Genomic DNA, 25,988 nt, shown 5'->3' with positions numbered 1-25,988 from the left:
GGAGAGAGAAACAGAGGGCATCATTGCAGTGCTCCTGTAGCCGGCAGCGCATACCAGTGCAGCACGTTCAGCAGGCTGCTGCTGGCGGTATCGAGTACCGGCTGGGGATAGACCCCGAGCAGTACCAAGAGGCCGGCTATGGTCAGCATCATGGCCAGCTCCCGTCTGTCCAGGCCCTTGAGGACGCTCTCGTCCTTGGGGGCACCGAAGCAGGCCCGTTGCAGCATGATGAGGGAGTAGACCGAGGCCAGCACCAGGCCGAAGGTGGCGATGATGGTGATGATGGGGGCCACCTGGAAGCTGCCGATGAGGATCAGGAACTCGCCGATGAAGTTGCCGGTACCCGGCATCCCCAATGAGGCCACCGAGAAGAACAGCATCACCCCCGGCAGGTAGCGCAGCCGACCCCAGAGGCCGCCCATCAGGCGCAGGTCCCGGGTGTGCAGCCGCTCGTAGAGCTGGCCGCACAGGATGAAGAGACCGGCGGCGGAGAGGCCGTGGGCGATCATCTGCACCACGGCCCCTTGCAGGGCCAGCTCGCTGCCCGAATAGATGGCGATCATCACAAAACCCATGTGGGAGATACTGGTGTAGGCCACCAGTCGCTTGATGTCGGTCTGGGCGAAGGCCAGCAGGGCACCGTAGATGATGCCGAACAGGCCAAGGAGCATGGCGTAGGGGGCGAACTGGGCGGAGGCCTCCGGGAACAGCGGCAGGGTGAAGCGCAGCAGGCCATAGGCGGCGGTTTTGAGCAGGATCCCCGCCAAATCCACGGAACCCGCGGTCGGCGCCTGGCTGTGGGCATCAGGCAGCCAGCCGTGCAGCGGCACCAGCGGCATCTTGACCGCGAAGGCGATGAAGAAGCCCAGCATCAGCAGCCACTGTACGCCAATGCTCATCGGGGTGTTGAGCAGGTCGAGGTAGTTGAAGGTAAAGACGCCGGTGGCGGCGTGGTGAGTCAGTACCAGTCCCAGGATGGCCACCAGCATGATGAGGCCGCTCGCCTGGGTGTAGATGAAGAACTTGGTGGCCGCGTTGATCCGGGATTTACCGTCGGTAACCGAATGGCCCCAGAGCGCGATCAGGAAGTACATGGGAACCAGCATCATCTCCCAGAAGAAGAAGAAGAGGAACAGGTCCACCGCCATGAAGACGCCGAGCACGCCCCCCAGGATCCACAGCAGGTTGAGGTGGAAGAAGCCGATGCGCTGCACGATTTCTTTCCAGGAGCAGAGGATGGCCAGCACGCCGATGAAGCTGGTGAGCATCACCATCAGGAGCGACAAGCCGTCTACCGCCAGGTGCAATGAGATGCCGAAGCGGGGGATCCAGGGTTGCTGCCACTCGGCCGCCCAGACGGGGAGGCCGGGGCTGGCGAGGGAGAAGTCACCGCCGAGCCAGATGGCACCGGAGAGCACCAGGCAGGCGCTCATGGAGAGCAGGGCTACCCAGCGAACGAATTGTCCGCCGAGCCGCTCCATCTGCCAGCAGAGCAAGCCGCCGATAAAAGGAATTAACAAGATCCAGAGTAAGGTCACGATATCAGCTCTCGTCTAGGTTCTAGTCGGGCAGGCCCCGGGCCTGCCACACATATTGGGCTCATGGATCAGCCGAGCAGCAGCAGCGCCAGGATCAGGACGGCGCCCATCCCCATGGAGGCTGCGTACCAGCGCAACTTGCCGGACACCGTCCAGGCCAGCATCTGATGACCGCTGTGTGCCAGTACGGCGGGCAGGTTCATCATCCGATCCAGCGGGTCCTTGCCGAGCAAGCGGGTCACCAGCAGGTAGGGCTTGACCCAGAGCTTGTCATACAGCCAGTCAAAGCCCCAGGCGTTGAACCAGAGGGTGCTGAGCGCGCGGCCAGGAGCACTATTTGCGATGCTTTTTGCCAGGCGACGCTCGCCAAGGAAGAGGAAGGCGGCGAGCGTGATGCCCGCCACGGCGATGAGGCCGGAGAGGATCTCGAGGCTGTGGCGTCCCTCTTCGATATGATCCCCGGGGCCGGCCGGCAGTACCCCGGCTAGCGGCGGTACTATCATGGAGCCGATGGCGGTGGAGAGCACCAGCAGCACCAGCAGCGGCAGCTTGTGCGCCAGGCCGTGGCCGGCGTGGGCCTGTGTCTGTGCCTTGCCGTGGAAGGCGATGAAGATGAGGCGGAAGGTGTAGAGGGAGGTCAGGAAGGCCCCCACCAGACCGGCCCACAACAGGGCGCTCTGGCCACTGGCCTGCACCTGCCAGAGGATGGCGTCCTTGCTGTAGAAGCCGGCGGTGACCAGCGGCAGCGCGGCCAGGGCCGAGCCCCCCACCAGGAAGCAGGCATAGACCAGGGGCAGGCTCTTGCGCAGGCCCCCCATCTTGAAGATGTTCTGCTCGTGGTGGCAGGCGATGATCACCGCACCAGAGGAGAGGAACAACAGCGCCTTGAAGAAGGCGTGGGTCATCAGGTGGAAGATGGCCCCTTCCCAGGCGCCGACCCCTAAGCCTAAGAACATGTAGCCTATCTGGCTCATGGTGGAGTAAGCCAGGATCCGCTTGATGTCGGTCTGTACCAGGGCCGCGAAGCCCGCCAGCACCAGGGTGATGGCGCCCACCAGCGCCACCAGATGGAGGATCTCGGGGGCAAGCAGGAAGAGGCCGTGGGTACGGGCGATGAGGTAGACACCGGCGGTCACCATGGTGGCCGCGTGGATCAGTGCCGAGACCGGGGTCGGACCCGCCATGGCGTCTGCCAGCCAGGTCTGCAGCGGCAGCTGGGCAGACTTGCCGACCGCGCCGCCGAGCAGCATCAGGCAGGCGAACGACAGGGCAGGGGAGCCCTCGGCAAAGACCACTGGGGCGCGCACCAGCAGCTCGTGGATGTTGAGGGTGCCGAGCTCGCGGTAGAGCACGAAGAGCCCGATGGCGAGGAAGACGTCACCGACCCGGGTCACCACGAACGCCTTGAGGGCGGCGGCGCCGTTGGCCGGGTTGCGGTAGTAGAAGCCGATCAGCAGGTAGCTGCACAGCCCCACCCCTTCCCAACCCAGGTAGACGAACAGCAGATCATCGGCCAGCACCAGGAACACCATGCTGGCGATGAAGAGGTTGGTGTAGGTGAAGAAGCGGGAATACCCCTCTTCTCCGCGCATGTACCAGGAGGCGAACAGGTGGATGAAGAAGCCCACCCCTGTCACCACCCCCAGCATGGTCAGCGACAGCCCATCCAGCGCCAGACGGAAGGTGGGCTGGAATTCACCCACCGACATCCACTGCCACAGGGTCTGGGTATAGACGCCGCCCTCGGGGGTGTGATTGAGGAAGTCGAACCCGACCCAGAGGGTGGTCAGGGCCGACAGGCCTATGCTGCCGACACCGATGAGTGCCGCGCTGCGCTCGCCGAGACGGCCGATGGAGAAGGCCAGCAGCAGCCACCCCAGCAGGGGGAACAGGAAAGTCAGATATAGGAGGCTCATCCGCGCATCTCGCTCACAGTGTCCACGTTCAGGGTGTGGTAACGACGATAGAGCAGCAGTAACAGGGCGAGGCCGATACTGGCCTCCGCTGCCGCCAGAGAAATCACCAGTATGTACATGATCTGGCCGTCGGCCTGGGCCCAGCGGCTACCCGCCACCACGAACGCCAGCGCGGACGCATTCATCATGATCTCGATACTCATGAGGATAAACAGCAGGTTGCGGCGGATCAGCAGACCGCACAAACCGATGCAGAACAGGATGGCGGCCAGCAGAAGACCGTGTTCCATGGGTATGCCACTCATTGCTGACCTCCTTCCTGGGATGGGCGAGCGGTGGGTTTGGGGACGGAAAGCACTTCCCCGCTCTTGTCTTCACGGCCAAGGTGATAGGCGGTCACCAGACCCGCCAGCAGCAGGATGGAGGCGAGCTCCACCGCCAGCACATAGGGGCCGAACAGGGCGATGCCGACCTCTTTCGCACTGACGTCGGTCTGCCCGAGCTCACCGCCGGTGACCCCGAGGATGCCGTAGGCCAGGAAGCCGAGCAGGATGAGGGAGAGCAGGGCAGGCCCACCCCAGGTCATGGGGGTGAGCCAGTTGCGCTCCTGATCCTGGGATGAGCCCAGGTTCAGCATCATCACCACGAACACGAACAGCACCATGATGGCGCCGGCGTAGACGATCACCTGCAGGGCGCCAGCAAAGGAGGCTCCCAGGCAGAAGAAGATCATGGCCACGGCGATGAGCGAGATGATGAGATTGAGCAGCGCATGCATGGGGTTGCTGGTGCTGATGACCCGCAGCGTGCTGTAAACGGCGACCAGGGCCGCGGCATAAAATGCCAGTTCCATGATTGACTCCTAGGGCAGCAGGCTCTTGACATCGATGGGCTTGGCTTCGTTCTCGGCATCCCCTTTGGGCTTGCCGTCGATGGCCATACCGCTCATGCGGTAGAAGTTGTAGTCCGGGTATTTGCCGGGGCCGCTGATCAGCAGATCTTCCTTCTCGTACACCAGATCCTGGCGGCGATACTCGCCCATCTCGAAATCCGGCGTCAGCTGGATGGCGGTGGTGGGGCAGGCCTCTTCACACAGACCGCAGAAGATGCAGCGGGAGAAGTTGATGCGGAAGAACTCCGGGTACCAGCGACCGTCGTCCCGCTCCGCTTTTTGCAGCGAGATGCAGCCGACCGGGCAGGCCACGGCGCACAGGTTGCACGCCACGCAGCGCTCGTCACCGTCGGGATCCCGGGTCAACACGATGCGGCCACGGAAACGGGGCGCGGCATAGACCTGCTGCTCCGGGTAGCTCAGGGTCTCGCGGGGGCGCCAGGCATGGGAGAAGACCATCCCCAGACTGCGCAGTTGGGTGCCAACACCCTTGATAATGCTCGTAATTTTCATTGGTGCCTCACTGCACGTTCATAAGCACGACGGCGCCGGTTACCAGCATGTTGAGCAAGGTAAGCGGTAAGCAGACTTTCCAGCCAAAGGACATCACCTGGTCAAAGCGCGGGCGGGGCAGGGAGGCCCGCAGCAAGATGAAGAACACCATGAAGCAGGCGGTCTTCAGGGCAAACCAGATGAAGGGCGGCAACCAGGGGCCGTGCCAGCCACCGAAGAAGAGGGTCACGATGAGGGAGGAGATCAGCACTATGCCGATGTACTCGCCCACGAAGAACAGACCCCACTTCATACCCGCGTATTCGATGTGATAGCCGTCGGCGAGCTCCTGCTCGGCCTCCGGCTGGTCAAACGGGTGACGGTGGGTGACGGCAACCCCGGCAAACAGGAAGGTGATAAAGCCCAGGAACTGGGGGATCACGTTCCACAATCCGGCTTGCGCCTCCACTATCTCCCGCAGGTTGAAGCTGCCGGTCTGGATGACGATGCCCATCAAGGAGAGGCCGAGAAACACCTCGTAGGAGAGGGTCTGGGCCGAGGCGCGCAGGCTGCCGAGCAGGGAGTACTTGTTGTTGCTCGACCAGCCGGCAAAGAGCACGGCGTAGACCGCCAGCCCTGCTATGGCCAGGATGTAGAGCAGCCCCACGTTGAGATCCGCCACGCCCCAGGTGGGGGTGATGGGCACCACCGCAAACGCCAGGATGAAGGCGGTAAAGGCGATGATGGGGGCCAGCACGAAGATCCGGCGATCCGCGAAGGGCGGGATCCAGTCCTCCTTGAAGAACATCTTGACCATGTCGGCCGCCAGTTGCAGCAGGCCGAAGGGGCCCACCCGGTTGGGGCCGTACCTGTCTTGCCAGAGCGCCAGCAGACGGCGCTCGATGAAGCTCATGAAGGCGCCAGCCCCCACAATCCCCACCAGCACGATCAAGGCTTTGCCTACCTCCAGCAACAGATCGATCAGCTCATTGCTCATGCGATGGCCTCCTGCAAGTCAGTCACATAGGCCTGGTGCAGCGCGGTCGGCAGACCATGGGCGCCAAGGGGCAGGCCGAGCAGACCCGGTGCCAACCGTTCGCTGATCCGCAGGGTCAGCCGCCAGTGGTGACCACCCCAGGAGAAGGCCACCAGATTGCCGGCATGAAGGGCCAAACGGGCGGCATCGACCGGATTGAGCACCAATTCTGGCTGCGCCATCCGGGCCTGGATCACCGGGCTGCGCGCGGAGAGCTCTTCGCCGCCAAACAGCTGCTCGTAACTGACCACCTGCAGCGCCTCCTGGGCCTGGAAGGGAGTCGGGATGCTGTCGAACCAGCCGAGGTTGTCCTCACCCGGTTCCAGCAGGCGGCGGCCGGGATCGCCAGCCCGCAGGTTGCCACCTACCTCGTCCTGGAACTTGTTCCAGGCGGAGGGGGAGTTCCAGCCCGGTGCCCAGGCAAACGGCACCTGTTGCAGGGGTTGGCGGGCACCGGCGTAGCCTTCCATGGAGAAGTTGAAGGGGGAGTCGGGGTCTTGCGCCACCCGGGGCTCGCTCACGTTCTGATCCGCCAGCATGGAGGTGCGGCCGCTGTAGCGGTGCGGCTCGCGCGCGAGCTTCATGCCGCGGATACGCAGCCCGGCATTGGGGGCGGCTTCGCCCATGGTGGCCAGCAGCGGGGCAGAGGCGGCGCAGGCCGCACTTACCTCGTCGAAGCTGCTCCAGCGCGGGGACTTGCCGTCCAGCGTGCCTTGCAGCGCGGCCAGCCAGCGCCAGCCTTCGCGCACCTGGATGTCGGCGTCGTAGAAGGCGGGGGCATAGACTTGGAAGAAGCGCTGGGCACGGCCTTCCATGTTCACCACAGTGCCATCGGCCTCCGCAAAGCTGGCGGCAGGCAGCACCAGGTGGGCCTGCTGGGCGGTGCGGGTGTCCTGATGATCCACCACCAGCAGATGCTGCAGGCGCTTGATGGCGGCATCGACCCGGTTGCGGGGAGCACGGCGATAGAGATCGTTCTCCAGGGTGATCAGCGCAAGGGACTCGCTCCCTTCGATGCGCTCGAGGGCAGCTTCCAGCGGTGCGGCGGCCCCGGCCAGCATGACCAGCCCCAGGCTGTTGGCTTCCTGTGCCACCAGCGCCAGGCTCACCTCCTGGGCACGACCCTTGAGGGCGTGGGCTATGTTGCTGGCCGCCTCGATCAGCGCCTGGCTGCGGGCACCGGAGCCTGCGATGATGAGCGGCTTCTTGGCGTTGCCGAGCAGCTCGGCCCAGCGGGTCGCTTGAGCCAGCTGATCGGCGTCCAGATCCTGCGGGGCAGGGGCGGAACCGTCGAGCAGGTGGGCGATGGCAAAGCCGAGGCGGGCCTGATCGGCGTGAGGGGCATGGAGGGTATCGGCGGCCACGTCGTCCAGACGGGTCTGATCCAGGCTGGTGATGAGCAGCGGATAACGCTCATTCTGAGCGAGCGTCTGCACCGCGGCGACCTGCCACAGGTCCACCTTCAGCTTGCGGGCGATTTCACGTCCCTTGCCCTTGACTGCCTGACGCAGGGCAAGGCTGATCCGGGCGGCCGTCTGGGTGACATCTTCACCCAGCACCAGCACGGCGTCGGCCTCTTCCATGTCACGCAGGCTGGGGGTTCGTACCCCGCCCTGGTGCAGGACATGCAGCATCTTCTGCAGGCAGGCCCATTCGCTCTGCTCGACCCCTGCGTAGAAGTTGGCGGCGCCCACCAGCTCGCGCAGGGCGAAGTTGCTCTCGAGTGACGCCCGGGGCGAGCCGATGCCGATGATGCCGGAGGCGGTGCGCAGGGCATCGGCGGCGCGGTTGAGGGCGCCATCCACCGTGATGGCCAGCTTGTCATTGCCATCCTGAAGCAGGGGTTGGCGCGGGCGGTCGGCCTGGTTGACATAGCCGTAACCGAAGCGGCCACGATCACAGAGGAAGTAGTGGTTCAGGGCGCCGTGGAAGCGGTTCTCGATGCGGCGCAGCTCGCCATATCGCTCACCCGGGCTGATGTTGCAGCCGACCGAGCACTGCTGGCAGATGCTGGGGGCAAACTGCATGTCCCACTTGCGGTTGTAGCGCTCGGAATGGGTCTTGTCGGTGAAGACGCCGGTGGGGCAGACCTCCACCAGGTTGCCGGAGAACTCGCTCTCCAGGGTGCCATCCTCGACCCGGCCGAAGTAGACGTTGTCGTGGGCACCGTAGACACCCAGATCCTCGCCACCAGCGTAGTCCTTGTAGTAACGGACGCAGCGATAGCAGGCGATGCAGCGGTTCATCTCGTGATTGATGAAAGGGCCCAGATCCTGATTCTGGTGGGTGCGCTTGGTGAAGCGGTAGCGACGGCTGTTGTGGCCCGTCATCACCGTCATGTCCTGCAGGTGGCAGGCGCCACCCTCTTCACACACAGGGCAGTCGTGGGGGTGGTTGGTCATCTGCCACTCCACCACAGTCTTGCGAAACTCCTTCGCCTCTTCGTCCTCGATGGAGATATAGGTGCCATCGGTGGACGGCGTCATGCAGGACATGACCAGGCGGCCGCGCTTGTCGTCGGCATTCTGATACTGTTTGACCGCACACTGGCGGCAGGCGCCGACGCTACCGAGCGCCGGGTGCCAGCAAAAATAGGGGACGTCCAGACCCAGCGACAGACAGGCTTGCAGCAGGTTATCTGCCCCGTCTACCTCGAACTCTTTACCGTCTACATGAATGGTGGCCATACAACTTCCCTGACATCAAATTAGATAAAATCCATGGCTCGCAGCAGGCATGACGCCTCGTGTTACCAGCGTTCGCCCAGCAGATTGGGCTGGATACCCTTGAACAGCTTGTGATTGTCATGGGGGGCCTTGACCCCGGCCTCGAACTCGGACCTGAAGTACTTCATGGCACTGCCAAGGGGCTCGACGGCGCCGGGGGCATGGGCGCAGAAGGTCTTGCCCGGCCCCAGGAAGCTGACCAGCTGCTCCAGGGTGGCGAGATCCTCGGGTTGGCCTTCGCCTCGCTCCAGGGCCCGCAGGATCTTGACGCTCCAGGGCAGGCCGTCGCGGCAGGGAGTGCACCAGCCGCAGGATTCGCGGGCGAAGAACTCCTCCATGTTGCGCAAGAGTCCGACCATGTTGATGCTGTCATCCACTGCCATGGCGAGGCCCGTCCCCATACGGGTGCCGACCTTGCCGATGCCACCGGCATACATCTGGGCATCCAGGTGCTCGGGCAGCAGGAAGCCGGTGCCGGCACCGCCCGGTTGCCACGCCTTGAGGCGATAGCCGGGTTTCATGCCGCCGGCATAGTTCTCGAACAGCTCACGCGCCGTGATACCAAAGGGCAGCTCCCACAGACCCGGGTTGTTCACCTTGCCGGAGAAGCCCATCAGCTTGGTGCCGTGATCTTCCGAGCCTGGCAGCGCCAGCCCCTGATACCAGGCCACGCCGTTGCCTATGATGGCGGGCACGTTGCACAGGGTCTCGACGTTGTTGACGCAGGTCGGCTTGCCCCAGACGCCTACGATCGCGGGGAAGGGGGGTTTGGCCCGCGGGTTGGCGCGTCGCCCTTCCAGGGAGTTGATAAGCGCCGTCTCTTCGCCGCAGATGTAACGCCCGGCGCCCGTGTGGACGAACAGCTCGAAGTCAAAGCCCGAGCCCAGGATGTTCTTGCCGAGCAGGCCGGCGGCCTTGGCCTCGATCACCGCGCGGCGCAGGTGGATGGCGGCATCGACATATTCACCACGCAGGAAGATGTAGCCACGGTAGGCCTTGAGGGCCCGGGCACTGATGATCATCCCCTCGATCAGCAGGTGGGGCAGTTGCTCCATCAGCAGCCGGTCTTTCCAGGTATTCGGCTCCATCTCGTCGGCGTTGCAGAGCAGGTAACGGATGTTCATGCTCTCGTCTTTGGGCATCAGGCCCCACTTCACTCCGGTGGAGAAGCCGGCGCCGCCGCGCCCCTTGAGGCCGGCGTCCTTGACGGTGCCGACGATCTCATCAGGGCTCATCTGACTCAGTGCCTTGCGGGCCGCATCGTAGCCCTGCTTGCTCTGGTATTCGTCCAGCCAGACCGGCTGGCCGTCATCCCGCAACCGCCAGGTGAGGGGATGGGTCTCGGGGGCACGGGCGATGCGGTTGGCGGTGCCGAGGGAGGCGAGTGTCTTGTTTGGTTGCAGGCTCATGGGTAAGCCTCCAGGGTTTTCAGCAGACTGACGGCGTCGAGCCCACCGTAGGTATCGTCGTCTATCATCAGCGCCGGCCCCTTGTCGCAGTTGCCGAGGCAGCAGACCGGCAGCAGGGTGAAGCGGCCGTCAGGGGAGGTCTGGCCGGGGGCCAGATCCATGACCTCTTTCAGGCCGGCCAGCAGCTGCTCATGGCCGTTGATGTAACAGACCATGCTGTCACAGACACGGATGATGTGGCGTCCGACCGGCTGGCGGAAGATCTGGCTGTAGAAGGTGGCGACCCCTTCCACGTCGCTGGCAGGGATGCCGAGCACGGCGGCGATGGCATGGATGGCACCGTCCGGTACCCAGCCGCGGGCCTGCTGCACTATTTTGAGTGCTTCTATGCTGGCGGCGCGGGGATCTTCGTAGTGGTGCGTCTCATGCTCTATGGCATCGCGCTCGGCCTGGCTCAGGACGAAGCCGTCCTTCTGGCTTGGGACTAGGGCGTCCCCCTTGCTCTGGCATGCGCTCTGTCCCGCTGGGGACGATGTATTCTTGCACTGACATTGCTGGCTCATGAACTTAACCTTCTGTCGTTTATTCTTCTTGTCCCGTTGCGCCCTCGCGTGGGCGCGGCGGGAACTTAACGATCCACATCCGACATGACGAAATCGATACTGCCCAGGTAGACGATGAGATCCGACACCATCTGGCCGCGGATCACCGAGGGGATCTGCTGCAGGTGGGCAAAGCTCGGGGTCCGGATCCGGGTCCGGTAACTCATGGTGGAGCCGTCGCTGGTCAGGTAGTAACTGTTGATCCCCTTGGTCGCCTCTATCATCTGGAAGGACTCGGCGGCCGGCATCACGGGCCCCCAGGACACTTGCAGGAAGTGGGTGATCAGGGTCTCGATGTCCTGCAGAGTGCGCTCTTTTGGCGGCGGCGTGGTGAGCGGGTGATCCGCCTTGAAGGGGCCCTCCGGCATGTTCTTCATGCACTGCTCTATGATGCGCATGCTCTGGCGGATCTCCTCGATGCGCACCGTGGCTCTGTCGTAGGCATCCCCATTGCTGCCCACCGGCACCTCGAACTCGAACTGATCGTAGCCGGAATAAGGGCGCCATTTGCGCACGTCGAAGTTGAGGCCGGTGGCGCGCAGACCGCCGCCCGTGGTGCCCCAGGCGAGCGCCTGCGCCGTGTTGTAGGCGGCGACGCCTATGGTGCGACCGCGCAGTATGCTGTTGCGCATGGCGGCCTTCTCATACTCCATCAGGCGCTTGGGCAGCCAGCTCAGCAGGTTGTCCTGGATGAGGCGGGCCCAGCCGGTGGGCAGGTCGTGGGCCACACCGCCGATGCGGAACCAGGCCGGGTGCATGCGCGCGCCCGTGATGGCCTCGATGATGGTGTAGATCTTCTGCCGGTCGGTGAAGGTGAAGAAGACAGGGGTCATGGCCCCCACGTCCTGGATATAGGTACCGAGGAACAGCAGGTGGCTCTGGATGCGGAACAGCTCCGCCATCATCACCCGGATCATGTCGACCCGGTTGGGCACGGTGATCCCCGCCAGCTTCTCGACTGCCAGCACATAGGGCAGGTTGTTCATCACCCCCCCTAAGTACTCGACCCGGTCGGTGTAGGGGATGTAGCTGTGCCAGGACTGGCGCTCGCCCATCTTCTCGGCACCCCTGTGGTGATAGCCGATGTCGGGCACGCAGTCGCGGATCTCCTCGCCATCGAGCTGCAGCACCAGCCGGAAGGCGCCGTGGGCGGAGGGGTGGTTGGGGCCGAGGTTCAAGAACATGTAGTCTTCGTTCTCGTTGCCCCGGCTCATGCCCCACTCTTCGGGCTTGAACAGCAGGTTGTCCTGTTCCTGATCCTGCTTGACCGCGTCGAGCATGAAGGGATCGAACTCGGTGGCCCGGGCCGGGTAGTCCTTGCGCAGCGGGTGTCCCTGCCAGCTCTTGGGCATCATGATGCGGGTGAGATGGGGGTGACCGTCGAAGGTGATGCCCATCAGATCCCAGACTTCCCGCTCGTACCAGTTGGCGTTGGGGAAGTGACGGCTGATGGTCGGCAGGTGCAGATCGCTCTCCATCAGCGGCACCTTCAGCATCACATCGGCGTTACGGTCGATGGAAATGAGGTGGTAGAAGACGGTGAAGTCGCTGCCCGGCAGGCCGTGGCGGTGGCTGCGCATTCGCTCGTCGGTGGCGCTGAGATCAAACAGCATCACGAACGGGGAGGGCAGTTTTTGCAAGAAGCCCATCACGTCCTGCAGCAGATCGCGGGAGAGCCAGAGCACAGGCACCCCGGTGCGGGTGGTCTGGACGGTGAAGCGCTCGGCGCCGAAATGGGCAAACAGCTCGCCGACCACCTGGGCATCGGCGTGATCCGCCGTCTGCCCCTGGGCCATGGTGTAGTTGCTTGGGAATTCTCGAGTCAGTTTCATGGTCAGATCTCATCCGGCGTGCGCAGGTTGGTGACTTGGATGCGATCTTCCCGCTTGCGATCCTTCTCGGCCTGCATCTGGGGACGGTAGATCCCCTGATCGCCCACCGTCCAGGAGAGGGGGCGGCGCTCCTTGCCGATGGAGTCCTGCAACAGCATCAGGGCTTGCAGGAAGGCTTCGGGACGGGGCGGGCAGCCCGGAATGTAGACGTCGACCGGCAGGAACTTGTCCACCCCCTGCACCACGGAATAGATGTCGTACATGCCGCCCGAGTTGGCACAGGCGCCCATGGAGATGACCCACTTGGGTTCGAGCAGCTGTTCATAGAGGCGCTGGATGACAGGCGCCATCTTGATGAAGGGGGTGCCGGCGATCACCATGAAATCCGCCTGACGGGGCGAAGCCCGGATGACTTCGGCACCGAAGCGGGCCACGTCATGGGGGGAGGTGAAGGCGGTACACATCTCCACATAGCAGCAGGAGATGCCGAAGTTGTAGGGCCAGAGGGAGTTCTTGCGGCCCCAGTTGACGGTGTCTTGCAGCACCTCTTCGAGGCGCCCGATCATGATGCCGCGGGTCGCCTGCTGCGCCAGCGGGTCATCGACGGTCTGGCGCTGTTCCTGGGGGTAGCGCTCAACGGGCGCATCCGGGTCAATCCGGGTCAGGGTGTACTTCATGGTGCAACCTCAAAGGGATAATCGGTAAATCAGTCTGGCTTCTTGTCAGTCAGGACGCGCTTCTTCGGGGCCCAGTCGAGGGCACCGATACGCCACAGGTAGATGAGGCCTACCAGCAGCAGGGTGATGAAGATGGTGGCTTCGATGAAACCGACCCAGCCACTTTCCCGAACGGAAACGGACCAGGCGAAGAGATAGAGCGCCTCGACGTCGAAGATGACGAAGAACATGGCGACCAGGTAGAACTTGGCGGAGAAACGCAGACGGGCGTTGCCGACGGAATCGATGCCGGATTCGAAGGGTCTGTTTTTGGCACGGCCATAGGCTCGCCCTCCCAGCAAGGCCGCGACGCCTATCATGGTCAGACAGATGCAGATGGCCCCAATGACATAAACAGCAAAGGCCCAATGCTGGACAGCAACATCAGCAAACATATAGGTTTTCCCTAACCGAATTAATCATGTGACTTAACAAGGGTGCTACGTAGTATGCCAGTTCCATACTGATTTACATGTCATTTCATTAGGTCAATTATTAATCAAGGAAAGGAGAAATTGCTTTTTGCAACCGGGGTCAAACTTCTCATTCGAGAATGACTTTTAATCGCCGTGAAACGCGGAGGCGTGTTGTCGGTGGCAGGAGAAATAGGGCGCGGCATAACAAAGATCCCCCATTTTATCAGGGGGTGAGGAGGGGGAGGGTTCGTTCGGCGGCCTTGCCTTGTGAGAGGGTTATCTCGACGCGCCGATTGGCCTGCCGGTGTGCGAGGGTGTCATTGGCAAAGCGAGGCTGGGTGTCGGCCACCCCTTGAGCGATGACTCGTCTGGCATCGATCTTCGGGTTGGTCAGCAGGGTGTGGACTATGGATGCCGCCCGCAGCACCGACAACTCCCAGTTGTTGCGATAAAGCTCTATCGCCGTCAGTGAATCATCGGTATGACCGGTGACCACCACCATCCCCGGGATATCTGCCAGGGTATCGGAGACCTTGTTGACCAGAGGAATGAATTGGGGTTGGAGGAAGGCCGAGTTTGCAGGGAACAGGCTCTTCTCGCCGATACGGATCACCAGCTGGCTGCCGAGCTGCTCTACCTCCAGCTCTTTGGATTCAATCTGGCTCTTGAGCTGCTGATCCAGTTTCTGTTTGGTGGTGGTTGCCCACTCCTGCTCCTTGCTCTTATGGGGCCAGGACTCCGCCGCATTGGCTTTCTCCGAGGCGCCAATGGTTTCGTTGAAGGGATCGGCCGCCACCGTGGGTGCCTCTGTACTCAGTACCGGCTCTGCTTGGGGGACAGCCGGCGTGATGCTGGGATCGGGCTCGAGGATCCCGGTGCCCCCTTGCATCACCGGCGAGCCCGCGGGAGGAGAGATGAGCCCGATCTTGCCGAGCGACTCAATAAGACCCTGGATCAACACCCGGGTTTCCGACTGCTTGGTCATGGCGAAGGAGTAGAGCACCACGAACAGGGCGAACAGCAGGGTCATGAAATCGGCATAGGAGACCAGCCAGCGCTCATGGTTTTCCGGGGATTCAGCCTTTTTCTTCTTGGCCATCATGACCTCCGAGATAGGGTTCCAGAGTCACTTGCAGCCGTTGCTGTGATTCGCCGTCCAGGATGCAGAGGATGCCGGTCAGAGTCATCTCCTTGTAGTGCCTGATCTGATGGGCAAATCCTTTGTAGCGGTTGCCAAATGGCAGAAAGATCAGGTTGGCCGCGCCCACCCCGTAGATGGTGGCGATGAAGGCCACCGCGATGGCCCCCCCAAGCTGGTCTGGGGCATCCAGCAAACCCATCGCATGGATCAGGCCAAACACGGCACCGACGATCCCCATGGTGGGACAGTAACCCCCCATGGCTTCATAAAACTTGACGGTCTGCTCGAGATCTTCCTGCTCGAATTCGATCTCGTTTTCCAGCACCTCGTGGATCTTGGTCTTCTCGTAGCCGTCGACCATCATCTGCACCCCTTTTTGCAAGAAGGGATCCTTGATGTCGTCGATCATGGCTTCCAGCGCCAGCATGCCGCTGCGCCTTGCATTGCCTGCCAGGGTTTCCAGCAGTTGAGCCTGCTCTTGCATGTCGAGGCGAAGGGGGGTGATGAGCCATTTGAAGCGCTTGAAGGTTCTGCCAACCACGGAGAAAGGGAATTGGGTCAGGGCCGCGCCGACAGTGCCCCCGATCACGATGAGGAAGGCGGGCAGATTGAGCAGGGCGCTGGGATGGCCACCTTCGAGCATGTTGCCGCCCAATATGGCAATCAAGGCTAGCAGCAAACCGATCAGACTCATGTATCCAGACCCCTGTGTAGTTAACTCTGGCTAGTGTAGGTACTTAACTATCAGTTTTTCAAAATGATATCCAACTTGTGAACCATTATTGAGAGGTAAAACCGAGTTGGCTGTGGATCCTGTTTCGGCCTTGGCGGCAATATCATGAGGAATTAAGGGGATGGGGTTGTGCCGAACTGGCTGGGTGACGGTGATATGGCGGGAGAGAAGAGACAAGGGTTGAGCGGGTAGCTGCGAAGGGGGAGGCGGTGACATCGCCCCTGGCCGGGCGAGAGTCGTCAATGCCACAAAGCAAAAAACCGACCCTGAGGTCGGTTTTTATAATTTGGCGGTGAGGGAGGGATTCGAACCCTCGATACGTTGCCGTATACACACTTTCCAGGCGTGCTCCTTCAGCCACTCGGACACCTCACCAAATTTTTACTTCTTTGAAGTGGCTTTCGGAGCACGCTACGCGTGCTTTCTTACCGACTTCGCCGGTGGGCAGCCTCTCGGACAGCTCACCAAATTTTTGACTGTTAGTTTACCTGTTCAATCATCAGGATTGTTCATGGCCTTGGCCGCGACAACGGGGCGTAATTTAGGGGAAAGCGGGTGGCGGGTCAACCCTTTTTCCCCTTGTTTTTCATATCATTTTCCATTTGTACAGCTTTTATGCCGAGATAGGTGTTTTTCTCACCTCATGGCTGATCCAGCATGATCAGGCTGTCGGGCAGCTCGTTCTTGTCATTGGTGGGCGGGAAGGCATCGGCCAATATGGCACCGGTGCGGGTCACACACTCGATGAAACCGGGCTCGACCTCGCCCTTGCGGATGCGGGCGGTAAAGTCGTCGATGATCTGCTGCCATAGGGCATTGTCTATGTGCTTGGCGACACCGTCATCGACCAGGATCTCCACATAGTGTTCCGCCACCGAAACGAAGATCAGCACCCCCAGTCTATCGTGGGTGCGATGCAAGCCTTGCTCGATAAACTGCAACCGCGCCATCAGGGCTGCCCGGTGCTGGCGGACCTTCTTCGGGATCAGCAGCATCTTGATGGGGGTCCAGTGAAACAGCAAGGTCAAGGCGAGCCAGACAGCCCACTGGGTCAGCAGTATTTCGTACCAGCCGAGCCAGAAGCCGAGCTGGAACACCAGCAAGGGAGTGAGCATGGCCAGCAGCGCGGCCCACAGGGTCGGAATGTAGCGATAGCCGTCACTGGCCGGGGCCAAGACGGTGACCAACTCGGCGTCAGTGGCCTGCTCGACTTGGCGTACCTTGGCCTGCAAGGTGTGATAAAACTGTTTAGAAATCATTGCGTTGTCTCTTTGTATCCCAGATTACCAGCCACCGGAGGCACCACCGCCCCCAAAACTGCCGCCACCGCCGCTGAAGCCGCCGCCACCAAAACCACCGCCGGCGCGACCACCGCCGAAGCCACCGGCCAGATAGGCGGCCCGACGGCGGCCACCGGAGCCACCCCCGCCGCCGCCTCGCAGGTTGTGCAGCACGATCATCACTATCACCATCAGGATGAACAGCCAGGGGCCGCCCAGCTTGTCCTGCTGCTTGGTCACCTCCACCGGTTTGTATTCACCGGCCAGGGCCTGCATGATGCCCTGGCTGCCGGCGACTATGCCGGCCACCATGTCGCCGCGCTTGAAGGCAGGCAGGATCCGGGTCTGGATGATGTTGGCGGCGATGGCGTCGGGCAGGGCGCCCTCCAGCCCATAGCCCACTTCGATGCGCACCTTGCGCTCATCCTGGGCGATCAGCAGCAGCACACCGTTGTTGTGCTCCTTCTGGCCAATGCCCCAGTGGCGCCCCAGTTGATAGCCGTACTCTTCGATGGTATTGCCGTCCAGGCTGTCGATTGACACCACCACCAGCTGGATGCCGCTGCGTTTTTCAAAGGCAGCCAGTTGCTGGGTCAGCTGATGAGCCTGTTTGCGCGACATCAGATGGGCTTCGTCGACCACCTGGCCGCTGAGGGCCGGGAAGGTGGGGGCGGCTTGCAGCGCCGCCGTCCACAACAGCAGACAGGGCAGCAGCCAGCGCATCATCGAATTCATTCGAAGCTTACCTTGGGCGCCTCATCGGCACCTGGCTTGGCGCTAAAGCTTGGCTTGGGTTCGAGATCCGAATAGAGCAGTTTGGCCCAGATCACCCCGGGGAAGGTGCGCAGCTCGGTGTTGAACTGGCGCACCGCCTCGATGTAGTCGCGACGGGCCACCGAGATACGGTTTTCCGTCCCCTCAAGCTGGGCTTGCAGAGTGAGGAACTGTTGATCCGCCTTCAAATCCGGGTAGCGTTCTACCACCACCATGAGCCGTGACAGGGCACTGCTGAGCTGGTTCTGGGCCGCCTCAAACTGCTTGAGCTGGGCCGGATCGCTTACCTGCAGGCTGCCAACCCGGGCGCGGGCGTCGGTGACTGCCTTGAGGGTCTCCTGCTCGTGGCTGGCATAGCCCTTGACGGTGGCGACCAGGTTCGGCACCAGATCGGCGCGGCGCTGATACTGGTTCTCCACTTGACCCCAGCTCGCCTTGACCTGTTCATCCAGGGTCGGAATGGTATTCATGCCGCAACCGGTCAGGGTCAGCAGCAGGGACAGCAGCAGGAAGGCCCGACCTAAGGGGCGCCAGATACTCGTAGCCATCTTGTTGTTCTCCAGTGATTTTTCAATATTGACCCGCACACCATACAGCCTGTGCTCACCCCTCACAACGGCCAGGCAGTTGCGGCAGCTTGCTGTAGATGGTCGAGGTCTTGGGGAGTTGCGGTTTGTCCTTGATCCAGGAGCTGAGTTCGGCGCCACAGCCATTGCCCGGCGGTATGGGGGCCTGGGGCAGGCAGTCAGGGCTGCCTATGGGGCAGCGCAACCGCACATGGAAGTGGCTGTAGTGGCCGACCCAGGGTCTGAGTTTCTGCACCCAGGGCTCGCTCGGTGCACGTTTGCACACCTCGGCCTTGAGCGCGGGGTTGATGAAGATGCGGGTCACATCGGGGGATTGGGCGGCGAGGCGCAGCAGGGTCATCTGCTGGGGACCGAAGCGACCCGGCAGGGTTCGGTAGCTTGGCTCATCGATCAGCGCCCACTCCTTGGGGGCATCCTGCTCCCAGCGGCTGATAGGCTTGTTCGCCATGCGAAACCAGATGTCGGCATCGAGGCCGGTCTGGTGGCTGCGGTGACCCGAGCTGAAGGGGCCGCCGCGGGCCATGGCGAGATCGGCGATGTAGAGATCCGGCAAACCGGCCATCTTGGTCTGGCTCGCCAGTCCCTCGAGGTATTGAATCAGCTCGGGGTGGCCGTAGTAGCGTAGCCGCTTGGTGCGGATCACCTGATAACCGGGGCCGGTCAGCGGCAGGGCCATGCCGTTTTTCAGGCAGCCCCCGGCATAACCGCCAATGGCTTCGGGTTGCAGGGTACTGGTCAGCAGGAGCAGGGTGGCGATAAGCATGATGCCCTCTCGGAGAACGGGAAAAGGGGTGTCCTTTGAGCGTCACCAGCATAGCAATAGAGCGGGGGGCAGGGCCAGTGGGGACCACGACCTTGCATCGGCTCCAACCTTATTGCCACAATGCGCCCCTCGAAGGGGATCTGAATAGAGGAACAAGATGATGAAAGCGAGTGAGCTGGTCGGTAAGGATGGCATTTTCTGGTTGCAGCCACCGGCCGGGCGCTTCTATCCCGCCATGGTGAGCCTGCTGCTGTTGAGCCTGGGAGCGGTCGGGGTCGCGCTCTGGCAGGGCTACCCCCAGATGGGTCTTTTGCCCTGGGTCGGCGTCATCTTTGGCGGCATAGTGCTGCTGATGATGCTGGTGCCCCGCCACTGGCAAGCCTGGCGCATGGCGGAACTTGCTTGGGATGCAGAATATCTCTACCTCATCAACGGCTCGCAAGACAGGGCCAAGGCGATAGCGCGAGGGGCGCTGGTTGAGGTGGATCGCGAACGGCGGGTCGGTCATAACGGGGAGTGGCTCGCCTTCAGTCTGGACCTGGCTCTGGCCCCGGATGATCTCGATGAGGCCGCCGAGGTATTGGGTTTGACTGGTGAGACGGCCCACGAGATAAGTCCGGGGATCTATCGATTTGGCTTTAAACGGGCCTGGCACAGCCACTCGGCACTGAGCCGAATATTGGCTAAATTGGTGCCGAATCGGGCTGATTAATTTCTAGACAATTTGGGGTTAAGCTCAGATACTGCCTGTTACTTGAATTGAACTTGCCGCCGGACTTACTCGAGAGATCAATGGCTTGAGTGGTCAGGCGGGGAGTGCCAGGACATGATGCCCTGGCCAGTCCGGCGTAGCGGTTGTGCCCTGCTGCTGCGTCGGTGATTGCATAGAGAAGGCACCCTGACTCGAGAGTGGATGGCATGAAGATTTACGTAGGAAATCTGTCGTACCGGATGACGGCCGACGAACTGACAACCGTATTCAGCCAGTTTGGACAGGTAGAGAAGGTCGATATCATCATCGACCGCGATACCGGTCAGTCCAAGGGATTCGGTTTTATTGAAATGCCGGTAAACGGTGAGGCCGAGAAGGCGATCGCCGATTTGCATGGCACCGAGATAGGTGGACGAACCATCACGGTCAATCAGGCCAAACCGAAGACAGATGCACCACGTGGTCGCCCCCAGCGTCATCGTTGAGGTGCTTCGATAAGGCAAAACGGCATGGGTTCCCCCATGCCGTTTTTGTTTGTGCCTGATGTAGCCTGTCGATGAGGATCAGGGCACGTCGTAGCCCAAGGCCGCCTTGCGAATGCGGAACCACTGCTGGCGACTGAGGTGCACCGCCTCCGAGGCGACGGCGCTGGCGATCCGCTCGCGCTTGCCCGAGCCGATGATGGGCAGCGGCCGGCTTGGCAACATCATCACCCAGGCGTAGACCACTTGCTCTATGGTCTGGGCGCCGCACTCTTCGCGGATCCGCTCCAGTTCATGGCGAAGATTCTCAAAGCGGCCATCGTGGAACAGGCTGCCGCCTCCCAGGCAAGACCAGGCCATGGGGCTGATGCGCAACTGTTGGCACAAGTCCAGAGTGCCATCCAGGGTGAGATCCATGTTGAGGGGGGAGATCTCCAACTGGTTGGTGACCAGGGGGAAGGGCAGACGCGATTGCAGCAGCTCGAACTGGCGCGCGGTGAAGTTGGAGACGCCAGCGTGCTTGATCTTGCCCGCCTGCTTGAGGGCGATAAAGGCCTCGGCCACTTCGTCGGCATCCATCAGGGGATCCGGGCGATGGATCAGCAACAAGTCCAGGTGATCGGTTGCCAGCTTCTGCAAGGAGGCTTCGGCGCTGGCGATGATGTAGGCCTTGCTGGTGTTGTAATGGTTGAGGGCGTGTTCAGGCTTGGCGGTAAGGGCGATGCCGCACTTGCTGACCAGTTCCATGCGCGTGCGCAGGGAGGGATCGAGGCGCAGCGCCTTGCCGAAGGCCTCTTCACACTGATAGCCGCCATAAATATCGGCGTGATCTATGGTGGTGACCCCGAGATCCAGGTGGTACTTGATGAGATCCAGCAGGGCGGCCGGAGTGAGTTGCCACTCCATCAGGCGCCAGTAACCCATGATGATGCGAGAGAATTCGGGCCCCTGGGGGTGCAGGGTCAGGCGGGATACTGTCATTGTCTTCTCCTTGGGATAAATGCTGGGCTTATCTTGGCCCTTGCGCCCGGGCAAGGCAATAATAGCGCCCGTCGTCATTCGTACTTTGGTTCTGACTGGGAGAGATATGGAAGGCTTTGCTGCGCGATTGCGGGAGTTGATGGGGGAGATGAGCGTGAGCGCCTTCGCCCGCAAGGTGGGCTTGGGCGAGGCGCTCATTCGCAAGTATCTCAAAGGGGCCGAGCCCGGCTTTGCCAAGGCAAACCAGATTGCCATGGCCGCCAACTGCTCTCTGGAGTGGCTGGCCACCGGCTGCGGTTACCTCTATCGCCAGGCTGAAGTGGTCGACAGGCTTGCGCTGCAGGGTGCACGGACCCTGTTCTGCGAGCAGGATGCGACCATGGCCCTGCCGGATGAGGAGGCCCTGGTCAGGTTGCTCGCCTATTACCAGTTCCTGCGCAGCCACAAGCGGGCCGATGGCTTTCTCGATCTCGCCATGGCCCGCCAATTTGGCAAGCACCTGGACGAGGCGTGAACGGCGTGTTCAGGGATATCTGTTACCCTTGAAAGCCAAGGGAAATCGACGAGCATGGGGTGGGTAATGGAATACCTTATCTTGGGAAGTGGTGGCCTGGGGACGGCCCTGGCCCTTGAATTGACGCGGCGCCATGAACCCTTCGTCCTGGCGGGGCGTCATGTGCCGCCTGGCATAGAGGCTGGCGCCACCTTTCCCATGCTGGATGTGGATCCCCTGGCGTTCGAGGCTCTGTTCACCCTCTTTGACAGGTTGCCGAATGTCATCATCAACACCATAGGAGTGCTCCATGATCTGCACTTCATGCCGGAGCGCCGGGTAGAGGAGGTCGATCCCCGCTGGTTGTGCGAGAGTGTGCGCACCAATGCCTGGCCAACCCTGGCGCTGGGCGCTTATCTGAGCCAGCGCATGACGGCAGAGAGCGATTGCCTGCTCATCACCCTCTCGGATCTCGAAGGCAGCCTGACCGCCAACCAGCAAGGGGAACACTACAGCTATCGGATGAGCAAGGCGGCCCTCAACATGGGGGTCAAGACGCTAGCGCTTGAGTGGCGCGAGCGCTTCCCCCGGGCGGCGGTGGTGGCGCTGCACCCAGGCCCCATGCATACCCCCCTGCGCGATCCTCTGTTGACCATGCCGCCTGCCGAGACGGTGCGTCCCCCCGCCGAGGTTGCGCCACTGCTGCTCGATGCCATTCGCACACTGGGGCCGGCGCACTCGGGCCAGTTTCAGGATCTGGCCGGTCATCTTCTGCCCTGGTAATAGGGTTTCCATCTGCAGAGTGAAAACGATTCATCGGGGCGACAGGCTGGTGCTGGCAGGGTATCACCTGTCCTGGTAGTAGGGTTTTCATAGGCCATCCTCCTTGCCAAACAGGGCTCAGCTGGCTTAACGTCAGGCTCTTGCCATTGGAGGGACAGGATGCGCTACATCGATCTACGAAGTGATACGGTAACCCAACCGACAGACGCCATGCGTCAAGTCATGCTGCACGCCCAGGTGGGCGATGATGTCTATGGCGAGGATCCCGCCGTCAATGCTCTGGAGGCCTATGCCGCCACCCGTCTGGGTAAGGAGGCCGCGCTCTTTGTCCCCTCGGGCACCATGTCCAACTTGCTCGGGGTGTTGTCTCACTGCCAACGGGGCGAAGAGGCCTTGCTTGGCAATGGCGCCCACATCTACCGCTATGAGGCCATGGGCAGTGCCGTGCTGGGGTCGGTGGCGCTCAATCCCGTGCCCATGCAGGCAGACGGCACCCTGGCGTTCAGCGATCTCAAACAGGCCATCAAACCCGATGACCCCCATTTCGCCCAGGCGCGGCTGCTCTGCCTCGAAAATACCCACAATGGCAAGGTGCTGCCCCTGGCGTATCTGCGTCAGGCCCGTGATTTTGTCGATGAACATGGTCTCAAGCTGCATCTGGATGGTGCCCGTGTTGCCAACGCCGCCGTGGCAAGCGGGGTCTCCCTTGCTGAGATTGCCGCCCCCTTTGATAGCGTCTCGCTCTGCCTCTCCAAAGGGTTGGGGGCACCGGTGGGATCGGTACTGGTGGGGGATGGCGCCTTGATCCAGCGTGCCAGACGGCTGCGCAAGATGGTGGGGGGTGGCATGCGTCAGGCAGGTTTCCTCGCCGCCGCCGGCCAGTTTGCCCTGGAGCACCAGTGCGCGCGTCTCGCAGACGATCATCGCCGGGCCCGCCGTTTGGCCGAGGGGCTGGCCGGGTTGCCCGGCATCAAGCTGGATGTGAGCCAGGTGCAGACCAATATGCTGTTCTTGCAGCTCACCCAGGGAGACAGCAGCGCGCTGCTGGCCTTCATGAAGGAGCGCGGCATTCTCTTCTCCGGCTATGGCGAGATGCGGCTGGTGACCCATTTGCAGATAACCGACGATGATGTGGCCGAGGTGATCGACGCCTTCAGCGAGTATTGTCAGGGGCGCTAGGCTGGGTCAGGGCTCCCGCTTCATCAAACGGGAGCCATAAAAAAGCGCAGCCTTGGCTGCGCTTTTTCGTTATCGGGGCGGATAGGCACCGGCTTAGTAAGCCTGTTGATGCACATCCAGCACGGCGCGCCCGGACGGGTCGGCCATCTCCTTGAACTTGGCATCCCACTCAAGCGCCGTGGGGGTGGAGCAGGCGACGGACTTGCCGTAGGGCACACAGCGCGCGGCAGATTCGAGGGGGAAGTGCTCCTCGAAGATGCTGCGGTAGTAGTAGGCCTCCTTGGTGAGCGGGGTGTTGATGGGGAAGCGATACGCCGCCGCCTCGAACATCTGATCCGTCACCTCGACCTCGACCATGGCCTTGAGGCTGTCTATCCAGGAGTAACCCACACCGTCTGAGAACTGCTCCTTCTGGCGCCATGCCACTTCGTGGGGCAACAGCTCCTCGAAGGCTTGGCGCAAGATGTGTTTCTCGATCTTGCCGTTGCCACACATCTTGGCGGCAGGATTGATGCGCATCGCCACGTCCATGAACTCCTTGTCGAGGAAGGGCACGCGGCCTTCCACGCCCCAGGCTGCCATGGACTTGTTGGCGCGCAGGCAATCGTACAGATGCAGGGCATCGAGCTTGCGCACTGTCTCTTCGTGGAACTCTTTGGCGTTTGGCGCCTTGTGGAAATAGAGGTAACCGCCGAACAGTTCGTCCGATCCCTCTCCCGACAGCACCATCTTGATACCCATCGCCTTGATGTAACGTGCCATCAGATACATGGGGGTCGAGGCACGAATGGTGGTGACGTCATAGGTCTCGAGGTGATAGATGACGTCCCGCAGGGCATCGAGTCCCTCTTGCACCGTGAAGTGGATCTGGTGATGAATGGTGCCCAGATGATCGGCCACCTTCTGGGCGGCGGCCAAGTCTGGCGAGCCTTCCAGGCCGACGGCGAAGGAGTGCAACTGGGGCCACCAGGCCTCGCTCTTGCCATCGTCTTCGATGCGACGGGCGGCATAAATTTTGGTGATGGCCGAGATGACCGAGGAGTCCAACCCGCCGGAGAGCAGTACGCCGTAGGGGACGTCACACATCAGCTGGCGCTTGACGGCCGCTTCCAGGGCGGCACGCAGCTCCTCTACCGAGGCAGGATTGTCCTTGACGACGTCAAACTCGCGCCAGTCGCGCTGATAGTATTGGGTCAGCTCGCCATCCTTGCTCCACAGATAGTGTCCGGGCGGGAACTCTTCCACGCTCTTGCACACGGGAACCAGGGCCTTCATCTCGGAGGCGACATAGAAGTTGCCGTGTTCATCGCGGCCGGTATAGAGGGGGATGATCCCCATGTGGTCGCGACCAATCAGGTAGGCATCCTGCTCGGCGTCATAGAGGATGAAGGCGAAGATGCCGTTGAGATCATCCAGGAAGGCGGGGCCCTTCTCCTGGTAGAGCGCGAGCAATACCTCACAGTCAGACTTGGTCTGGAACTGGAAGTCCACCTTGAGCTCTTGCTCCAGCTCCTTGTGGTTGTAGATCTCGCCGTTGACGGCCAGCACGTGGCTGCGCGCCGGGTTGTAGAGGGGTTGGGCGCCATTGCCCGGATCGACGATGGCCAGCCGCTCGTGGACCAGAATGGCTTTGTCTGAGCTGTAGACGCCGGACCAGTCGGGTCCGCGATGACGTAGTCGCTTGGACATTTCAAGCGCCGATTTACGCAAGCTGGCTGCGTCAGACTTGATGTCCAGAATGCCGAATATTGAACACATTGATGTAAATCCTCTTTGATTTTATTGAGCCCCCCACGTTTGGGCTCGAAATTCCATTTACATTCCTCGTCTTTCACAATGCCTAGCGCCAAAACCTTTTGCAAGCGGCAACACCGCACAAAATCAGGGCTCTGGCCGCTTTCTCCATGAGCCGCGAACCTGACCTTTGCGTCAAGTTGGTTGACGTATACGTCACCCTGCTGGATTTCGCTGTCCCTGACGCCATTTCACCGCTCGTTTATTGGGGGGCTGACCCACCCGTTGGTTCGAAGATCACATAGAGCTTGCGGCAAGGGGTCAGGGTCTCCCACTCTCCGACGAAGCCAGCCGGAATGACGAACTGATCCCCCGGGGAGAGGCGCAGTTGGCCGCCCAGGGTGTCGTGGATGCACACCTCCCCTTCGATCAGCTGACAATACTCATGCTCGGTATAGTGAATGGCCCAGCGGCCCGGCTCACAGGACCAGAAGCCGACGTGAAACTGCTGGCTCGGATCCGAGTAGTGGTTCCAGAGTGTCTGCTCAGGGTGACCGGCTTTGATTTTGTCCCTTGAGGGGAGAAGGGAGGAGGGGGTGACGCTCTGGCGGTCGAGCAGGGTCCAATCTTTCAGGCTCAGCATGAAACCCCCTTGGCAGAGCGCGCCGGTTGATGAAGGGTCAACGCAGGGTATTCGGATCGATTGAGGGTCAGCATTGTGCCTCCTTGGCAGTGACTCGGGTCTATGGCGGTGGCTAGCAGGGGCCATCC

At 61.7% G+C, this 25,988-nt stretch carries 26 protein-coding genes and 1 tRNA gene; 5 read left to right on the top strand and 22 right to left on the bottom strand.

Features of this window, described 5'->3' with window-relative positions; translation table 11 throughout:
* Window positions 1–20: 20 nt before the first annotated feature.
* The 19 genes from nuoM to mepA all read right to left on the bottom strand — a co-directional run bounded on the left by nuoM (window position 21) and on the right by mepA (window position 18,853).
* Window positions 21–1,538 (bottom strand): NADH-quinone oxidoreductase subunit M, encoded by a 1,518-nt coding sequence (nuoM, locus tag M2367_RS11400; protein WP_259236735.1) that lies wholly within the window; start codon window positions 1,536–1,538, stop codon window positions 21–23.
* Window positions 1,539–1,606: 68 nt separating this feature from the next.
* The gene (gene nuoL, locus M2367_RS11395; RefSeq protein ID WP_259236734.1) at window positions 1,607–3,454 is read right to left on the bottom strand and encodes an NADH-quinone oxidoreductase subunit L; all 1,848 of its coding nucleotides are present in this window, start codon (window positions 3,452–3,454) and stop codon (window positions 1,607–1,609) included.
* Complete coding sequence (nuoK, locus tag M2367_RS11390) at window positions 3,451–3,759, bottom strand: NADH-quinone oxidoreductase subunit NuoK (protein WP_041205926.1); 309 nt, start codon at window positions 3,757–3,759, stop codon at window positions 3,451–3,453. Before nuoK ends, nuoL begins: the two co-directional genes overlap by 4 nt.
* Window positions 3,756–4,307, bottom strand: coding sequence for an NADH-quinone oxidoreductase subunit J (gene nuoJ, locus M2367_RS11385; RefSeq protein ID WP_163137819.1), 552 nt, complete (start codon window positions 4,305–4,307; stop codon window positions 3,756–3,758). Before nuoJ ends, nuoK begins: the two co-directional genes overlap by 4 nt.
* A gap of 9 nt (window positions 4,308–4,316) precedes the next feature.
* Window positions 4,317–4,859 carry an NADH-quinone oxidoreductase subunit NuoI gene (gene nuoI / locus M2367_RS11380; RefSeq protein WP_005324242.1) on the bottom strand — a complete coding sequence of 181 codons (543 nt, stop codon included), beginning with the start codon at window positions 4,857–4,859 and terminating at the stop codon, window positions 4,317–4,319.
* A gap of 7 nt (window positions 4,860–4,866) precedes the next feature.
* Window positions 4,867–5,835, bottom strand: a complete 969-nt coding sequence (nuoH, locus tag M2367_RS11375; protein ID WP_005324240.1) for an NADH-quinone oxidoreductase subunit NuoH — start codon at window positions 5,833–5,835, stop codon at window positions 4,867–4,869.
* Complete coding sequence (gene nuoG / locus M2367_RS11370) at window positions 5,832–8,561, bottom strand: NADH-quinone oxidoreductase subunit NuoG (protein WP_259236733.1); 2,730 nt, start codon at window positions 8,559–8,561, stop codon at window positions 5,832–5,834. The genes nuoH and nuoG overlap by 4 nt, the downstream gene beginning before the upstream one ends.
* Before the next feature lie 62 nt (window positions 8,562–8,623).
* Window positions 8,624–10,009 carry an NADH-quinone oxidoreductase subunit NuoF gene (gene nuoF, locus M2367_RS11365; RefSeq protein WP_259236732.1) on the bottom strand — a complete coding sequence of 462 codons (1,386 nt, stop codon included), beginning with the start codon at window positions 10,007–10,009 and terminating at the stop codon, window positions 8,624–8,626.
* Window positions 10,006–10,572, bottom strand: a complete 567-nt coding sequence (gene nuoE / locus M2367_RS11360; protein ID WP_224432655.1) for an NADH-quinone oxidoreductase subunit NuoE — start codon at window positions 10,570–10,572, stop codon at window positions 10,006–10,008. The genes nuoF and nuoE overlap by 4 nt, the downstream gene beginning before the upstream one ends.
* A gap of 65 nt (window positions 10,573–10,637) precedes the next feature.
* Window positions 10,638–12,443, bottom strand: a complete 1,806-nt coding sequence (nuoC, locus tag M2367_RS11355; protein ID WP_259236731.1) for an NADH-quinone oxidoreductase subunit C/D — start codon at window positions 12,441–12,443, stop codon at window positions 10,638–10,640.
* A 2-nt stretch (window positions 12,444–12,445) separates the two neighbouring features.
* A complete protein-coding gene (locus M2367_RS11350) occupies window positions 12,446–13,120 on the bottom strand; it encodes an NADH-quinone oxidoreductase subunit B family protein (protein WP_259236730.1) in 675 nt (224 codons plus the stop codon).
* A 29-nt stretch (window positions 13,121–13,149) separates the two neighbouring features.
* On the bottom strand, window positions 13,150–13,554 hold the full coding sequence (locus M2367_RS11345; RefSeq protein WP_042043692.1) for an NADH-quinone oxidoreductase subunit A: 405 nt from the start codon (window positions 13,552–13,554) through the stop codon (window positions 13,150–13,152).
* Between the two features lie 244 nt (window positions 13,555–13,798).
* Complete coding sequence (locus tag M2367_RS11340; protein WP_259236729.1) at window positions 13,799–14,674, bottom strand: MotB family protein; 876 nt, start codon at window positions 14,672–14,674, stop codon at window positions 13,799–13,801.
* The gene (locus M2367_RS11335; protein WP_259236728.1) at window positions 14,652–15,410 is read right to left on the bottom strand and encodes a flagellar motor protein; all 759 of its coding nucleotides are present in this window, start codon (window positions 15,408–15,410) and stop codon (window positions 14,652–14,654) included. The genes M2367_RS11340 and M2367_RS11335 overlap by 23 nt, the downstream gene beginning before the upstream one ends.
* 326 nt (window positions 15,411–15,736) lie before the next feature.
* Window positions 15,737–15,824: transfer RNA gene (locus M2367_RS11330), tRNA-Ser, on the bottom strand.
* A gap of 266 nt (window positions 15,825–16,090) precedes the next feature.
* On the bottom strand, window positions 16,091–16,708 hold the full coding sequence (locus M2367_RS11325) for a TPM domain-containing protein (protein ID WP_259236727.1): 618 nt from the start codon (window positions 16,706–16,708) through the stop codon (window positions 16,091–16,093).
* 24 nt (window positions 16,709–16,732) lie between these two features.
* The gene (locus M2367_RS11320; RefSeq protein WP_224432660.1) at window positions 16,733–17,464 is read right to left on the bottom strand and encodes a YgcG family protein; all 732 of its coding nucleotides are present in this window, start codon (window positions 17,462–17,464) and stop codon (window positions 16,733–16,735) included.
* Window positions 17,461–18,051: a LemA family protein gene (locus M2367_RS11315; RefSeq protein WP_224432661.1), complete on the bottom strand. Its 591-nt coding sequence runs from the start codon at window positions 18,049–18,051 to the stop codon at window positions 17,461–17,463. The genes M2367_RS11320 and M2367_RS11315 overlap by 4 nt, the downstream gene beginning before the upstream one ends.
* Window positions 18,052–18,106: 55 nt before the next feature.
* Window positions 18,107–18,853: a penicillin-insensitive murein endopeptidase gene (gene mepA, locus M2367_RS11310; protein WP_224432662.1), complete on the bottom strand. Its 747-nt coding sequence runs from the start codon at window positions 18,851–18,853 to the stop codon at window positions 18,107–18,109.
* Between the two features lie 160 nt (window positions 18,854–19,013).
* Between mepA and M2367_RS11305 the strand changes: the two genes are divergently transcribed.
* Together M2367_RS11305 and M2367_RS11300 are read left to right on the top strand one after the other, a co-directional pair.
* The gene (locus M2367_RS11305) at window positions 19,014–19,565 is read left to right on the top strand and encodes a hypothetical protein (protein ID WP_259236805.1); all 552 of its coding nucleotides are present in this window, start codon (window positions 19,014–19,016) and stop codon (window positions 19,563–19,565) included.
* A gap of 206 nt (window positions 19,566–19,771) precedes the next feature.
* Window positions 19,772–20,050, top strand: coding sequence for an RNA-binding protein (locus M2367_RS11300; protein ID WP_083940371.1), 279 nt, complete (start codon window positions 19,772–19,774; stop codon window positions 20,048–20,050).
* Between the two features lie 78 nt (window positions 20,051–20,128).
* Here M2367_RS11300 and M2367_RS11295 read toward each other — a convergent pair whose 3' ends face one another.
* A complete protein-coding gene (locus M2367_RS11295) occupies window positions 20,129–21,028 on the bottom strand; it encodes an aldo/keto reductase family oxidoreductase (protein ID WP_259236726.1) in 900 nt (299 codons plus the stop codon).
* A gap of 106 nt (window positions 21,029–21,134) precedes the next feature.
* Here M2367_RS11295 and M2367_RS11290 point away from each other — a divergent pair, with 106 nt between their 5' ends.
* The 3 genes from M2367_RS11290 to ltaE all read left to right on the top strand — a co-directional run bounded on the left by M2367_RS11290 (window position 21,135) and on the right by ltaE (window position 23,483).
* Window positions 21,135–21,542 carry a helix-turn-helix transcriptional regulator gene (locus M2367_RS11290; RefSeq protein ID WP_259236725.1) on the top strand — a complete coding sequence of 136 codons (408 nt, stop codon included), beginning with the start codon at window positions 21,135–21,137 and terminating at the stop codon, window positions 21,540–21,542.
* A 66-nt stretch (window positions 21,543–21,608) separates the two neighbouring features.
* Window positions 21,609–22,304, top strand: coding sequence for an SDR family oxidoreductase (locus tag M2367_RS11285; protein ID WP_259236724.1), 696 nt, complete (start codon window positions 21,609–21,611; stop codon window positions 22,302–22,304).
* 159 nt (window positions 22,305–22,463) lie between these two features.
* On the top strand, window positions 22,464–23,483 hold the full coding sequence (gene ltaE / locus M2367_RS11280) for a low-specificity L-threonine aldolase (RefSeq protein WP_259236723.1): 1,020 nt from the start codon (window positions 22,464–22,466) through the stop codon (window positions 23,481–23,483).
* A gap of 93 nt (window positions 23,484–23,576) precedes the next feature.
* Here the strand turns inward: ltaE and asnB are convergent, their stop codons facing one another.
* Both asnB and M2367_RS11270 read right to left on the bottom strand, forming a co-directional pair.
* The gene (gene asnB, locus M2367_RS11275; RefSeq protein WP_259236722.1) at window positions 23,577–25,241 is read right to left on the bottom strand and encodes an asparagine synthase B; all 1,665 of its coding nucleotides are present in this window, start codon (window positions 25,239–25,241) and stop codon (window positions 23,577–23,579) included.
* 238 nt (window positions 25,242–25,479) lie between these two features.
* Complete coding sequence (locus M2367_RS11270; RefSeq protein ID WP_259236721.1) at window positions 25,480–25,860, bottom strand: cupin domain-containing protein; 381 nt, start codon at window positions 25,858–25,860, stop codon at window positions 25,480–25,482.
* Between the last annotated feature and the right edge of the window lie 128 nt (window positions 25,861–25,988).

The organism is Aeromonas sp. BIGb0445, from assembly GCF_024809075.1.
Classification (GTDB): Bacteria; Pseudomonadota; Gammaproteobacteria; order Enterobacterales; family Aeromonadaceae; genus Aeromonas; species Aeromonas rivuli.
The sequence above is the reverse complement of the archived record's forward strand: the minus strand, read 5'-3'. Positions and strand labels throughout refer to the sequence as shown.

Coding starts and splice junctions, on each gene's coding strand:
- nuoL (WP_259236734.1), bottom strand. CDS start 3,454: ATGAGCCTCCTATATCTGACTTTCCTGTTCCCCCTGCTGGGGTGGCTG.
- nuoK (WP_041205926.1), bottom strand. CDS start 3,759: ATGAGTGGCATACCCATGGAACACGGTCTTCTGCTGGCCGCCATCCTG.
- nuoJ (WP_163137819.1), bottom strand. CDS start 4,307: ATGGAACTGGCATTTTATGCCGCGGCCCTGGTCGCCGTTTACAGCACG.
- nuoI (WP_005324242.1), bottom strand. CDS start 4,859: ATGAAAATTACGAGCATTATCAAGGGTGTTGGCACCCAACTGCGCAGT.
- nuoH (WP_005324240.1), bottom strand. CDS start 5,835: ATGAGCAATGAGCTGATCGATCTGTTGCTGGAGGTAGGCAAAGCCTTG.
- nuoG (WP_259236733.1), bottom strand. CDS start 8,561: ATGGCCACCATTCATGTAGACGGTAAAGAGTTCGAGGTAGACGGGGCA.
- nuoF (WP_259236732.1), bottom strand. CDS start 10,009: ATGAGCCTGCAACCAAACAAGACACTCGCCTCCCTCGGCACCGCCAAC.
- nuoE (WP_224432655.1), bottom strand. CDS start 10,572: ATGAGCCAGCAATGTCAGTGCAAGAATACATCGTCCCCAGCGGGACAG.
- nuoC (WP_259236731.1), bottom strand. CDS start 12,443: ATGAAACTGACTCGAGAATTCCCAAGCAACTACACCATGGCCCAGGGG.
- M2367_RS11350 (WP_259236730.1), bottom strand. CDS start 13,120: ATGAAGTACACCCTGACCCGGATTGACCCGGATGCGCCCGTTGAGCGC.
- M2367_RS11345 (WP_042043692.1), bottom strand. CDS start 13,554: ATGTTTGCTGATGTTGCTGTCCAGCATTGGGCCTTTGCTGTTTATGTC.
- M2367_RS11340 (WP_259236729.1), bottom strand. CDS start 14,674: ATGGCCAAGAAGAAAAAGGCTGAATCCCCGGAAAACCATGAGCGCTGG.
- M2367_RS11335 (WP_259236728.1), bottom strand. CDS start 15,410: ATGAGTCTGATCGGTTTGCTGCTAGCCTTGATTGCCATATTGGGCGGC.
- M2367_RS11325 (WP_259236727.1), bottom strand. CDS start 16,708: ATGATTTCTAAACAGTTTTATCACACCTTGCAGGCCAAGGTACGCCAA.
- M2367_RS11320 (WP_224432660.1), bottom strand. CDS start 17,464: ATGAATTCGATGATGCGCTGGCTGCTGCCCTGTCTGCTGTTGTGGACG.
- M2367_RS11315 (WP_224432661.1), bottom strand. CDS start 18,051: ATGGCTACGAGTATCTGGCGCCCCTTAGGTCGGGCCTTCCTGCTGCTG.
- mepA (WP_224432662.1), bottom strand. CDS start 18,853: ATGCTTATCGCCACCCTGCTCCTGCTGACCAGTACCCTGCAACCCGAA.
- M2367_RS11305 (WP_259236805.1), top strand. CDS start 19,014: ATGAAAGCGAGTGAGCTGGTCGGTAAGGATGGCATTTTCTGGTTGCAG.
- M2367_RS11300 (WP_083940371.1), top strand. CDS start 19,772: ATGAAGATTTACGTAGGAAATCTGTCGTACCGGATGACGGCCGACGAA.
- M2367_RS11295 (WP_259236726.1), bottom strand. CDS start 21,028: ATGACAGTATCCCGCCTGACCCTGCACCCCCAGGGGCCCGAATTCTCT.
- M2367_RS11290 (WP_259236725.1), top strand. CDS start 21,135: ATGGAAGGCTTTGCTGCGCGATTGCGGGAGTTGATGGGGGAGATGAGC.
- M2367_RS11285 (WP_259236724.1), top strand. CDS start 21,609: ATGGAATACCTTATCTTGGGAAGTGGTGGCCTGGGGACGGCCCTGGCC.
- ltaE (WP_259236723.1), top strand. CDS start 22,464: ATGCGCTACATCGATCTACGAAGTGATACGGTAACCCAACCGACAGAC.
- asnB (WP_259236722.1), bottom strand. CDS start 25,241: ATGTGTTCAATATTCGGCATTCTGGACATCAAGTCTGACGCAGCCAGC.
- M2367_RS11270 (WP_259236721.1), bottom strand. CDS start 25,860: ATGCTGAGCCTGAAAGATTGGACCCTGCTCGACCGCCAGAGCGTCACC.